The organism is Magnetococcales bacterium (assembly GCA_015232395.1).
GTDB lineage: Bacteria > Pseudomonadota > Magnetococcia > Magnetococcales > JADFZT01 > JADFZT01.
In genome coordinates, this window is sequence record JADFZT010000024.1 from 49,784 (window position 1) to 58,951 (window position 9,168).

9 protein-coding genes are annotated in these 9,168 nt (G+C 54.3%); 1 reads left to right on the forward strand and 8 read right to left on the reverse strand.

Going from position 1 to position 9,168, the window contains the following annotated elements; all coding sequences use genetic code 11:
• Positions 1–948: 948 nt before the first annotated feature.
• The 8 genes from fliP to HQL52_09065 form a co-directional block, all read right to left on the reverse strand.
• A complete protein-coding gene (fliP, locus tag HQL52_09030) occupies positions 949–1,731 on the reverse strand; it encodes a flagellar type III secretion system pore protein FliP (protein MBF0369583.1) in 783 nt (260 codons plus the stop codon).
• Between the two features lie 5 nt (positions 1,732–1,736).
• Entirely contained in the window at positions 1,737–2,117 is a 381-nt protein-coding gene (locus HQL52_09035) for a flagellar biosynthetic protein FliO (GenBank protein MBF0369584.1), read from the reverse strand.
• Positions 2,117–2,467 carry a flagellar motor switch protein FliN gene (fliN, locus tag HQL52_09040; protein ID MBF0369585.1) on the reverse strand — a complete coding sequence of 117 codons (351 nt, stop codon included), beginning with the start codon at positions 2,465–2,467 and terminating at the stop codon, positions 2,117–2,119. Before fliN ends, HQL52_09035 begins: the two co-directional genes overlap by 1 nt.
• 55 nt (positions 2,468–2,522) lie before the next feature.
• A complete protein-coding gene (gene fliM / locus HQL52_09045) occupies positions 2,523–3,518 on the reverse strand; it encodes a flagellar motor switch protein FliM (GenBank protein MBF0369586.1) in 996 nt (331 codons plus the stop codon).
• A gap of 36 nt (positions 3,519–3,554) precedes the next feature.
• Entirely contained in the window at positions 3,555–4,058 is a 504-nt protein-coding gene (locus HQL52_09050) for a flagellar basal body-associated FliL family protein (GenBank protein ID MBF0369587.1), read from the reverse strand.
• Positions 4,059–4,256: 198 nt separating this feature from the next.
• Positions 4,257–5,699: a flagellar hook protein FlgE gene (locus tag HQL52_09055; protein MBF0369588.1), complete on the reverse strand. Its 1,443-nt coding sequence runs from the start codon at positions 5,697–5,699 to the stop codon at positions 4,257–4,259.
• Positions 5,700–5,759: 60 nt separating this feature from the next.
• A complete protein-coding gene (locus HQL52_09060; protein MBF0369589.1) occupies positions 5,760–6,416 on the reverse strand; it encodes a hypothetical protein in 657 nt (218 codons plus the stop codon).
• 273 nt (positions 6,417–6,689) lie between these two features.
• Positions 6,690–7,799 (reverse strand): flagellar hook-length control protein FliK, encoded by a 1,110-nt coding sequence (locus HQL52_09065; GenBank protein ID MBF0369590.1) that lies wholly within the window; start codon positions 7,797–7,799, stop codon positions 6,690–6,692.
• A gap of 500 nt (positions 7,800–8,299) precedes the next feature.
• Here HQL52_09065 and HQL52_09070 point away from each other — a divergent pair, with 500 nt between their 5' ends.
• The gene (locus tag HQL52_09070) at positions 8,300–9,094 is read left to right on the forward strand and encodes a transposase (GenBank protein MBF0369591.1); all 795 of its coding nucleotides are present in this window, start codon (positions 8,300–8,302) and stop codon (positions 9,092–9,094) included.
• Positions 9,095–9,168 lie beyond the last annotated feature (74 nt).

A 9,168-nucleotide genomic window follows, 5' to 3' on the forward strand; every position in this document is an offset into this window, starting at 1 on the left:
TGCAACACAAGCTCCAACCCCAATACAGCGAAATGTCAGTCATTTATCATTAAAATACAATGATACCTGAATTACCAGGGATTGCGATATATCAAACCCGGATCCAGCCATTTTTCTTCGAAAAGTCAACTGGCTCGGGATCTAATGGCGGTGAGGCAACTGGATATCGCCTACTTTTCTCCGCTGTAATCTGTTACACTGCCTGAATATAAAGCCCCCCATATCAATAAATGACCCCCATTTTTAGACAAAATAGGTTGCACCCTCCTCTAACAAAAGTTACAGTTCGTCACACAATAGAGATCGGAACAATTGTTCCGGTTTGGTGGGGTATGGATACTTTTAGTTTCCCCGCTCCGCCACTAGGCTGGCAGGCAAAGGTCACCCCCCCCTCTACGACCCGACCCTGCCAGCCCCCAGTTCCCCCCTGCTCCTGTCAGAAACAAATTCTGCTCCAAATCCCCTGCCCCTGCTTGATTTTTTTCAACCTTCACCCTGTCATACAAATTCTGGTTCAAAACCGAAAAACCTGCCACAGAGAACACAGAGGTCACAGAGGAAAAGCGTGAAAAACAGCTGATTTTTCCGACGACTACCGGACACGAGCTTGGCTCGATTTTGGTTTTCTCTGTGTTCTCTGTCTCCTCTGTGGCTGAACGTTTTTTTTATTCGACTCACCTGTTAAACCGGAATTGGCATCAGTCTGTTATCGTCGTTCCATTGGGAAAAGGCGCTCCTGAAATCCACTGGAGACACGTATCGTTTTGCTGATAGGGGTAAAAAAAAGGTCGAGGGAAAGTCGGTGCGCCATTCTCAATTGGAACGACCAGACCAACCGACCCTCCAGCATCTGACGAGGAAAAACTGAAAAAAAGAGAAAACTGAGTAGAAAAAGATAAAAAGAGAGAAAAAAGAGTCCGGGGAAAAGTTCAAAAAGGAAGGGTCGAACTATTTGAAGGATTGCACCAGAGAACCCACCACCAACGCCCAGCCATCCACCAACACAAACAAAATCAGCTTGACCGGCATGGAAATCACCAACGGTGGCAACATCATCATACCCATGGACATGACCACACTGGCCACCACCATATCGATGATCAAAAAGGGGAGATAGACCATGAAGCCGATCTGAAAGGCGGTCTTCAGCTCTGAAATCATGAAGGCGGGAATCACCAGCCGCAGGGGCACATCCGCTGGATTTTGCGCCTTTTCCACGCCGGAAAGCCGCATGAAAAGCTCCAGATCCTTCTCCCGGGTCTGGCGCATCATAAAGGAGCGAATCGGCACCACAGCCCGATCCCAAGCGGTCTCTTCGTTGATCTGCTTATCCAGATAGGGCTGAATGGCGTCGTTGTTGACCCGATCAAATACCGGCCCCATCACAAAAAAGGTGATGAAAAGAGCCAGGGCAATCAGTACCTGGTTGGGGGGTTGGCCTTGGAGTCCCAAAGCCTGACGCACAAAAGACATCACCACAATCACCCGGGTAAACGAGGTGACCATGACCAGCAGGCCGGGGGCCAGGGAAAAGAGGGTGAGCAGGGCCAGAATCTGCAGGCCGATACCGACCTGCTCAGGATCAGCCTGACCGGTGACACTGCCGGTATTAAAGCTCAGTTGCGGGAGATTGACCTCAGCGGCCCAGGCGACAACGGGAGCCCCAAACAAAACAGCCAGAATGGCGACAATCGCCACCCCTGCCGTGACAACGGGAACTCTTGCTGTCAAACGCCTCACCGGGTGACCTCCTCCGGCGGAGCAAGCTCTTTGCCGGACACTTCCGCCAACATCGATATCCGATCCCGCGTGACGCCGATCAGCCAGGCCTGTTCTCCAACCTTGACCAGGCGCACCCCGACACCGGGGGCCAGATTTCGGCCATCCATCACCTGGATGGGACCGCCGCCACCCAACCCCGGTTGAAATCGTTTACCAAAGCGAACCACCAAGGCCGCCACCACAATCAATAGCATCAAGAAGCCGGCAACCCGAACCCCCTGCCCCAGATAGTCGATCACCACGGGTGATCCCTCTCCGGCGGCAAATGCCAAGGCAGGCAGCCACATCCCGAAGCAAAGCAGCCCGACCACCCCCATGGCCCGCCCCCAACCCATCAGCGCAGATTCTCCAGACGTTCAGACAAGGAGACGATATCGGTGATGCGCACCCCCAACTTGTCTTTGATCATCACCACCTCACCAAAGGCCAAAAGCCGATTGTTGACGTGGATTTCCAAAGGATCGTCAGCCTCCTTTTCCAGCTCCACCAGGGATCCCTTGTTGAGTTTCAGGAGATCCTTGATCTGCATTCGGACATGCCCCAACCGCACCGAGACATCCAGGGGGACATCCATGAGGAGTTCGAGGTTTTTGGGGATCCCCCCCCCCTCTTCATCTTCGTCCAAGCCATTGAGGTCCATCGCCGAGATTGGGCTCGCCGCCTCCTCAAAGCCTTCCTCTTCCATATCCATCTCTTCGCCGAGATCTTCCGCCATACCATGCACTCCCCGGATTAACGATTCACTCGGAATCGGTAATGATCTGGGTAACCCGTACCGCCCGCTTCCCGTTCACAACGCCGGCCAGCCCCTTGAATTTGGTCTTGCCCTCTACTTCGATGGGCATCTCTTCGGACATGTCGTTGTTAAACTCCACCACATCTCCGACTTTCAAATTAAACATATCCCCTACCGTCATCGTCGCCCGGGAAACCACTGGTGAAAGCTTAACCGCCACGTGGTTGAGTTCATCCACCAAGGCGGCCATCCAGGCGGAGGAACCTTCCACGGCATCCCGCTGCTGGAAACCCACCTTCAGCTGCTGCTTGAACAGCTCCAGGATTACCGATGGGAAGCAGACCGTCAACGTCCCTTCAAACTCTCCGATCTCCACAGAAAAGGTGATCAGAAAGACCGTCTCATCCAGGGGCATCACCGCCGCGAATTGAGGCTGATTTTCCCAACGGGTCAAAACCAGCCGAAAAGCGGGATCGAGCTTTTTCCAGGAGAGTTCGATCTGCTCCCGGGTGACATCCATGATTCGGTCGATCACCTTCATTTCGAAGGGAGAAAAATTACGGAAAGGCCGCTCTGAATCGCCGCTGCCACCGAAAAAACCTTCGAGAATATGATACATCACCTCCCCGTCGATGGAAATCAGCGCCATGGACTGGGAAGGCTCCACCCGGAGAATATCGATAAAGATCGGCGGATCAAGGCCGTGGAGAAAACGACCGAAAATTTGATTGATGGTGGCCTTGGGCTGAACATGTACTTCCCGGCCCACCTTTTGGCTCAGTTTAAAGGAGAGCTGAGAGGCCAGATGTTCGTTGATGAGATCCAAGCCCGGCAGAGCACCCACCCGGATGGCGGTCTTCTGGCCGAAGTAAAAAGAGGTAACCTGCTTCTCCTCGCTGGGAGCTGGCATATCCTCATCGACCCCTTCCAGGTCGATGGAGCCCTCTTCGAGCCCTGTCATCAGGGCATCGATCTCTTCGGTAGAGAGAATCTGAGACATGGTTGATTACCGCCTTTACCCGACAGCCTTCACACGCTACTGAATAACGAATTCGGTGAAATAGACCCGTTTGACGGTGCCGTTCACCAGAAGGGCGTTAATTCTCGACAACAGCTCCTCACGCAGACGGAATTTGCCTTCCAGGGCCTGCAACTCCTTGGAGTTTTTGGAGGTAAGCAGCGCCAGAATGATATCCTGCAACTGGGGCTGCCGCCGTTCCAACTCCGGCCTCAGAGCTTCGTTGTCCATCTCCAGCTGGATGGTGGTTTTCAGATAACGGTTGCCCCGGGATTCGTTCAGATTGACCACGAAGGGGTCGAGTTTAAACATCTCCCCGACCAGCTCCACGGGATCCTTGGGCTCCGCCTGTTCCTGGGGGTCCACCTCCTCAGTCTCGACAGCCTCTTGGGTGGCCGTCGAATTGCCAAGGAACCAACCACCCCCCGCTCCGATCAAGAGGGCTACCACCGGCAAGATGATCTTGCCCATGCCACCGCCACCACCTTCTGATTCTTCTTCCTGACCTTCGTCTTCCGCCATGACGCACCTTTAGGGAATAAACCGCGAGTGTTGGAACTTATCAAGTTATAAGAAAAAACAGCATTTCACAACGTTCCCCACCAAGCCAGGGATTTCAGGCTCAATTCACCGAAAAACCGACCAGCCGGGTGCACGCCCCCTTCGATAATACCCGGGGGCGGCTATCTGGCTAGGGATATGGAGGGAAAAAATCAGGGGTTACCGCTTGAGGGCCAACAACTCTTCCAGCATGCCGTCGGAGACGGTCACGATGCGGGAGTTGGCCTGGAAGCCCCGTTGAGTGGCAATCATCTGGACAAATTCACCGGCCATGTCCACGTTGGATTGCTCCAGGGCATAGGAGATGATGCTCCCCAGACGACCACTCTCAGGCTCGCTCACCCGGGGAACCCCGGAAGTGTTGGTTTCGCCAAAAAGATTGGAACCCACCTGATCCAGGTTCATCTCATTATCAAAGTCCACCAGGGAGATCTGATAAAGGGATTTGGACTCACCGTTGGTGTAAACACCGACGATGGAGCCATCCGAATTGACGGAGATGGAATCCAGGAAACCCGTGGGATAGCCGTCCGGGTCGAGGCTCAGGGTGGTGGAATCGGTGGCATACTGCACGGTGCCCAGGCGACCGGTGTTATCGTCAACGCTACCGGTGGTGGATGTCAGCGTAAAGCTCATGTCGGTGACATCGGCCTTCATATAGTCGTTGGTGGAGTCACCGTAGCTGTCCAAAGCATCTCCGAAGTCAAAGAGAATGTCCTGGGCTTCTGATCCATCAAAAGTGATGGAGAGGGGTACGGAACCTTCTGTCAGCAGATAACCGGACGTATCGAAGGTCAGGGTACCGGGGGTGTAGGTGGCGCTGGTGGCGTCTGCCGTGGTGGGCTGGGCGATTTCGGTATAATCACCGGTGCCGGTGGCTCCTTCCAGCTCTTCGGTGGGGGCAACCAGGTGCCACTCCCACTCGTTGTCGTCGATTTTGCGGAAATGAACCAACAGGGTATGGCGCTCCCCCTGGGCATCATAAACCGGCACCGAGGTCTGGAAGTTGTAGCTCTCCGGATCGTTGGGATCATAAGGATAGGTGGTGTCGGAAATAATTTCTGCCGTGGAATCGAGATTCAATTCCAACTCTACCAGGTTGGTCTGCCGGGGTTCGGCGGTCTGATAGGCGGAAAGATCGATATCGGTGGTGCCACCGGTGGCCAAGCCGCTCTCATCCAGAGCCCAGCCCTGGAGAATCATGCCGCTGTTGGTCACCAGATTGCCGTTCAGGTCCAGCATGAAATCACCAGCCCGGGTGTAATAATAGCCATCCGATCCAGTGGAAGAGCTGGCATCGTCCCGGACCATGAAAAAGCCCTGGCCGTCGATGGCCAGATCGGTCGCGCTGGTGGTGGAACTGAAAGAACCCTGGGTCATATCCTGATCCACGGCGGCAAGCGCCACTCCGGTTCCCACCTGGTTGGCGGAATTGGCGCCGGATCTACCCACGGTCTGGATCAAGACATCCTCAAAGGTGGTCCGACTTCCCTTGAAGGCCGTGGTGTTGGCGTTGGCCAGGTTGTTACCGATGACGGTCATCGCTTCGCTCAGGTTCGTCAAAGCGCTTGATCCAGCGTACATTGCTTGCAAAATGGACATTTATGCTCTCCCAAAAAGTCGACCGCCCGTTTCCCGGGTTCAGTCGTCCGTCTTTTCTATCTAGCCGTCTGCCTCTTCTACCCGGCGAATGTCTTCAAAAGCGACTGCGTATCCATCAATATCCAGAACCGGACCGGAGTCGTCATTGATGACCCCCGTCACCCGTCCGGATTGCAGTGTTGTGATCTTGCTGGTATCCCCATTTTCCATCCAGGCGGCAAAGGTGTAGCTGCCGTCCGAAAGCAGCGGGTCATCGATGGCCAGGGTCCACTCGCCGACACCATACTCTTCAGGGGCCAGCTCCATCGCCAGGTTGCCGTAGGAATCATATATTCCCACCGTCACCGATCCCGCTTCCGACAGCTCGAAGGCCACTTCGCCATGACCATCCTCAACCGTCATCACGTTGCCTTCCACCACCACATCCCGACCGATATAGGAGACCGCCTGATTCAGCTGATCCACACCCAGAGTCGAAAGCAGTTCCGTCAGCAGTTCATTGGTGGTCTGCTGCTCACCCAAGCCGGTGAAGGTAGCGAGCTGAGCGGTAAACTCGGTGTTTTCCATGGGCTCCAGAGGATCCTGATATTGCAGCTGGGTGGTCAGCATGTTGAGAAAGTCCAGTTGCAGATCTGCAGCCTCGGTGGAGCTGGTGGAAAAGAGATCCTCGTCGGTGCCATACAGAGGAACGGTGCTGTCTAAAAGGGATACGTCCATTGATTCTCTCCGGCTGGCCCGGGCTGCTGGTAACGGGACGATCCCCTCACCTGCCATCATGCCCTGCCATCTTCGTCAGCTTGTTGTTCGCTTATCTCTATTCCAACATCCGTGCCACATCTACAAACTGAAAAAATGGGCATTTTTCAGGCTTTTTTTGACCTTTTTGGACACAAACCGGTCAAACGGACCCTTTTTCCACTTCAGGACCCGGAACTCTTTGCCTCAGAGGGTGGCAACTATTGCCCCCCTGCAAAGGTTGCCTGATGGGGGTCAGGCAAAAACATTCAGTGCCGAGCCGTCATCCACCACATGGGGGATCCCCCCCAGCACCTGCTCGGTCACCTCATCCAAACCGCTCTTGGCGTGACCTCCCCCCGGGGAGCCCTCCTCAGAGTCCCCCCCTTCCCCACCGGCCCACTCCCACTCCGGCTGACCGCTGCCATCATCCACCTGGACCTGCACATCACCAAACGCGATATTTTGCTTGGCCAGGGCCTCCCGCAGCTGATTCATATGGCGGTTCAGCAGATCCTTGGCATTTTCATTATCGGTATTGATCATCAGGTTGAGGCGACCCTCTTCATCCATCTGAAATTTCAGATTGAGGGTACCCAGATCTTTTGGATCCAGGGTGAGGCGCATCTGGTCCGGGGCGCCGGGGCGGCTGATCAAAATGGGACGCCCCACCCGCTGGGCCAGCTCTTCACCGAATGAGGGGGAAGCCGCAGAGAGGGCCCCCTTCATGGTGACGCCACTCTTGGCCGCAGCCGCTCCCGTAGAAGCCTGACGCAACCCCGAAAGAAGATTGTTGTCCACATCCTCACCGATGGAGGCGGACATGAGTTCGGAAAAATTCACCGGCCCCTTGGACGCCTGCTGGGCCGTGGCATTGGGAGAGGCAGGCAGGGCAAATCCCTGGGCCTGTTTGCCAGCCATTTGGGCCGCAGCCTTGGCCTCGGCTTCGCTCATGGGTGCCCCGTTCAATTCAACGGCACCCTCCCCCCCACCTTCAGCCTGACCGGCAAAAAACGTCCCGGAACTCAAGCGGGCTTCTGTTTTGGCATGGCGTGAGCTTGTTTCCCGATGGCGACGGGTAACCGTGCGACGGGTTTGACCTTCCGCCTCAGCGGCAACTCCCCCTTGGACATCCTCTTCAGGGGTCTCGTTGCTGCGGCTCTCTTCGTTGGCAGCGCGGGCGGTTTCCGAAGAGGTTTCCGGTTTGTTTTCAGTGCTGACCGGTTTGGCGGAAGTGACCGCCTCATCGAGCATTTTTTGGAAGTCCGACGGCGACCCATCCGCCTCGGAAACTTCCGGCTGTTTGATCTGTGGAGCAGCTCCGGGACCTGAAAGTCCAGGCAGTGGTGTGGCAAAGGGTGTCATTGCTTCCCTTTCTCAAGCAAACGGTTCAAAGGGTTTGTTTTCCTGTTCGACCCTATACTATTCAACCCCCGTGCCAACACAGTTTTTTGCTTGTTTTCAACAAGTTACGATAAATATTTAACAATTTCAGGCAGGACAAAGATACCCGGACAGGCGTTTTTTACCGGGTCCACATGGCCTCTCTTGCCGGGTTCAGAGGATGGGGGTCACAGATCAGAAGGGCAGATTTAGAGGATATTGTGATTCCAATTGAAAATGACACATGCCTTCCCTGATACGTCATTCCCGCGAAGGCGGGAATCCAGAGAGGTAAAGTTTGCCCTCAAGAAAAATGGAAATCTTCAGAAAAGTTGTGTTTTTCAATCATTCTGAACTGTTGCGTGTGAAGCTCTGGATTCCCGCATTCGCGGGAATGATAAACATCTAGCCGACCCCCTAAACGAGCGTATCCTTAGTTGACAGAGCAATCAACGCAGGAAAGCCCGAATCAGGAGGTCGTGATGAAACTATACGGTGCCATCGATCTGCATTCCAACAATTCTGTGGTGGCTGTGTTGGACGAACAGGACCGAGTGGTTTACCAGAGCCGTCTGGCAAATGATCTGGGGACCATTATCCAGGCGCTTTTTCCTTACAAGGGGAGGTTGCAGGGCCTTGTCGTAGAGTCCACGTATAACTGGTACTGGTTGGTTGATGGTTTGATGGAATCTGGGCATACAGTCCATTTGGCCAACACAGCGGCGATTCGCCAATACGAAGGACTGAAATATTCTGATGACAATCATGATGCTCGGTGGCTGGCTCACATGTTGAGGCTTGGTGTTTTGAAAGAGGGACACATTTATCCCAAAGAAGACCGTCCACTTCGGGATTTATTGCGTAAGCGTGCTCAATTGGTAGGCCAGAGAACGGCTCAGATGCTCAGTATTCAAAATTTGTATGCACGAAACAGCGCCAAGCGGATAACGGCTAACCAGATTCGGAAAATGACGGAAGCGGATGTCGATCTGGAAGTTGCCGATTTTCATCTTGGCATGGCCATCAAGAGTAATTTGGCGGTATTTAAGTGTACTGAAGTTTCACCGATTCATGTAGCTTTGGATCATGCGGCCAAGCCCAACAACACGGATACCAAAGGATTTCGTGAGGGATTGTGTGGTGCTGGGAAAACCCGCGAAAAATCCTCCGACAAAGCCACTTTCGCGATTGTTCATCGGAGGTCTGAGAAGGCAAAACTGGCCCTTCCTTTGACCTTATGCTGGCGCTGGGGAGAGGCCGCCAGTTTGGAGGCATAGATCCAGGTCACGGTCATGGCCATCATGCAAAAGTTCAGATGGTTTGTCACCGCGAAGGAGTTGCGAGCTTGGCT

Excerpts from the sequence above, each read along its gene's own strand:
- HQL52_09070 (MBF0369591.1), top strand. The coding sequence starts at position 8,300 with ATGAAACTATACGGTGCCATCGATCTGCATTCCAACAATTCTGTGGTG.
- fliM (MBF0369586.1), bottom strand. The coding sequence starts at position 3,518 with ATGTCTCAGATTCTCTCTACCGAAGAGATCGATGCCCTGATGACAGGG.
- HQL52_09050 (MBF0369587.1), bottom strand. The coding sequence starts at position 4,058 with ATGGCGGAAGACGAAGGTCAGGAAGAAGAATCAGAAGGTGGTGGCGGT.
- HQL52_09055 (MBF0369588.1), bottom strand. The coding sequence starts at position 5,699 with ATGTCCATTTTGCAAGCAATGTACGCTGGATCAAGCGCTTTGACGAAC.
- HQL52_09060 (MBF0369589.1), bottom strand. The coding sequence starts at position 6,416 with ATGGACGTATCCCTTTTAGACAGCACCGTTCCTCTGTATGGCACCGAC.
- HQL52_09065 (MBF0369590.1), bottom strand. The coding sequence starts at position 7,799 with ATGACACCCTTTGCCACACCACTGCCTGGACTTTCAGGTCCCGGAGCT.
- fliN (MBF0369585.1), bottom strand. The coding sequence starts at position 2,467 with ATGGAAGAGGAAGGCTTTGAGGAGGCGGCGAGCCCAATCTCGGCGATG.
- HQL52_09035 (MBF0369584.1), bottom strand. The coding sequence starts at position 2,117 with ATGGGTTGGGGGCGGGCCATGGGGGTGGTCGGGCTGCTTTGCTTCGGG.